At 66.0% G+C, this 2,692-nt stretch carries 2 protein-coding genes; both read left to right on the top strand.

Annotated elements, in window-relative coordinates:
* Positions 1 to 170: 170 nt before the first annotated feature.
* Positions 171 to 830, top strand: a complete 660-nt coding sequence (locus ACQ6S1_RS15390; protein ID WP_445042119.1) for a GntR family transcriptional regulator — start codon at positions 171 to 173, stop codon at positions 828 to 830.
* A gap of 68 nt (positions 831 to 898) precedes the next feature.
* On the top strand, positions 899 to 2,692 hold a 1,794-nt coding region (oxc, locus tag ACQ6S1_RS15395), incomplete at its 3' end, for an oxalyl-CoA decarboxylase (protein WP_445042120.1).

Genomic DNA, 2,692 nt, shown 5'->3' on the forward strand with positions numbered 1-2,692 from the left:
AATTCTCTCGTTGCGTGGTGTGCTGGCATACAGTAGACCATGGTTTTGTTAATGACCGCGTCGTTTTGGCTCATGGGTATTTTGCTCGGGGTTTTGTGGCGCGGGGTTTTGGCAGGGAATGTCCGTTGCAGGAGCTAGTGCAGCCGAAGCTTCATGTTGAGCCCTTGGGCGTGAACGTCAGCCTTCGCGTGCTGGCGTACGATGCCTTGAAGAAGGCGATCATGGAGATGGACATTTACGGTCACCCGACGGAGATCCGGCTGGACGAGCGTCGTCTGTCGCAGGATCTCGGGGTGAGCCGGACGCCGATCCGTGAGGCGATCACGCTTCTGGAGCAGGAGGGTTTTGTCCGCTCGGTTCCGCGTCGAGGCATCTTCGTGGTGCGCAAGACGAAGGCCGAGATCCTGGACATGATCACGGTGTGGGCGGCTTTGGAAAGCATGGCGGCGCGTCTGGCGTGCACGCGGGCGGATGCGGCGAGCCTTCAGGGGCTGCGGCGGCTGTTCGACGCGTTCGAGGCCGACGAGGCGGCGGCCGGGGCGCATGTCCATGAATATTCCCAGGCCAATCTGGCGTTTCACGGGGCTCTGATCCGGCTCGGCGGGTGCGCGCTGATCGTCGAGATGACGGAGAACCTTATTTTGCACATGCGGGCGATCCGGGCGGTGTCGATCCGCCAGGAGCGCCGGCTGGAGACCTCGCGGCGCGATCACCAGGCGATCATCGAGGCGCTGGAGCGGCGGGACGCGGACCTGGCCGAGCGGCTGGTGCGCGAGCACACACTGGGCCTTGCGGCCCATGTCGAGCGATACGGCGTGTTTCCGGAATAGAAGCGGGCGCAAGACCCGTCCCTTGCGGACACGAGCGACAGACAAGCGAACAATCAAGGAGGACGTCCATGGCGACGACTGTTGAGAAGGCGAAGGAAGCGGCGGCTGCGGACGATCTGACGAAGACGGCTGCGGACGCGGACCAGGTAACGACGGGCGCCGAGGACGAGCGCGATCTGACGGACGGTTTCCACCTCGTCATCGATGCGCTCAAGCTGAACGGCATCAACACGATCTACGGCGTTCCGGGCATTCCGATCACCGATCTGGGCCGTCTGGCGCAGGCCGAGGGCATGCGGGTGATCTCGTTCCGCCACGAGCAGAACGCGGGCAATGCGGCGGCGATCGCGGGCTTCCTGACCAAGACGCCCGGCATCTGCCTGACGGTGTCGGCGCCGGGCTTCCTCAACGGCCTGACCGCGCTTGCCAACGCCACGACGAACTGCTTCCCGATGATCCTGATCTCGGGCTCGTCGGAGCGTGAGATCGTCGACCTGCAGCAGGGCGATTACGAGGAGATGGACCAGCTGGCCATCGCCAAGCCCCTGTGCAAGGCGGCGTTCCGCGTGCTGCACGCCGAGGACATCGGCATCGGCGTGGCGCGCGCCATCCGGGCCGCAGTCTCGGGCCGTCCGGGCGGCGTCTACCTCGATCTGCCGGCCAAGCTGTTCAGCCAGGTTCTGGACGCCGAGAAGGGCGCCAACTCGCTGGTGAAGGTGATCGACCCGGCCCCGGCGCAGCTGCCGGCGCCCGCCGCCATCACCCGCGCGCTCGACCTCCTGAAGGGCGCCAAGCGGCCCCTGATCGTGCTCGGCAAGGGCGCGGCCTACGCCCAGGCCGACGAGGAGATCCGCTCCTTCGTCGAGACCAGCGGCATTCCCTACATCGCCATGAGCATGGCCAAGGGCCTTCTGCCCGACACCCATCCGCAATCGGCGGTGGCGGCGCGCTCGCTGGTGCTGAAGGACGCCGACGTGGTCGTGCTGGTTGGCGCCCGCCTGAACTGGCTCCTGTCGCACGGCAAGGGCAAGACCTGGGGCGAGCCCGGTTCCAAGAAGTTCATCCAGATCGACATCGAACCGCGCGAGATGGATTCGAACGTCGAGATCGCGGCCCCCGTGGTGGGCGATATCGGCTCGTGCGTGTCGGCGCTGCTGAAGGGCCTGGGCGGCAATTGGCCGGCCCCGCCGTCCGACTGGACGAGCGCGATCGAGGCCCGCAAGGAAGCCAACATCGCCAAGATGTCCCAGCGCCTGCTGAAGAACTCCTCGCCGATGGACTTCCACTCGGCCCTGGGCGTGCTGAAGCAGGTCATCAAGGACCGCCCGGACGCGATCCTGGTCAATGAGGGCGCCAACACGCTCGACCTGGCGCGCGGCGTGATCGACATGTACCAGCCGCGCAAGCGCCTGGACGTCGGCACCTGGGGCGTGATGGGCATCGGCATGGGCTTTGCCGTGGCCGCCGCCGTCGAGACCGGCAAGCCGGTTCTGGCGGTCGAGGGCGATTCGGCGTTCGGCTTCTCCGGCATGGAGGTGGAGACGATCTGCCGCTACAACCTGCCGGTCTGCGTGGTGGTGTTCAACAACAACGGCATCTACCGCGGCACCGACGTCAACCCGACGGGCGGCGAAGACGTGGCGCCCACCGTGTTCGTGGCGGATTCGCGCTACGACAAGATGATGGAAGCGTTCGGCGGCGTGGGCGTCCACGTCACCACCCCCGATGAGCTGAGCCGCGCCGTGAGCGAGGCCATGGATTCGGGCAAGCCAACCCTCATCAACGCCGTCATCGACCCCGCCGCCGGTACCGAAAGCGGAAACATCGGCAGCCTCAACCCGCAGTCCAACATCAAGAAAAAA

The sequence above is a fragment of the Terrihabitans aquatilis genome, assembly GCF_052542005.1.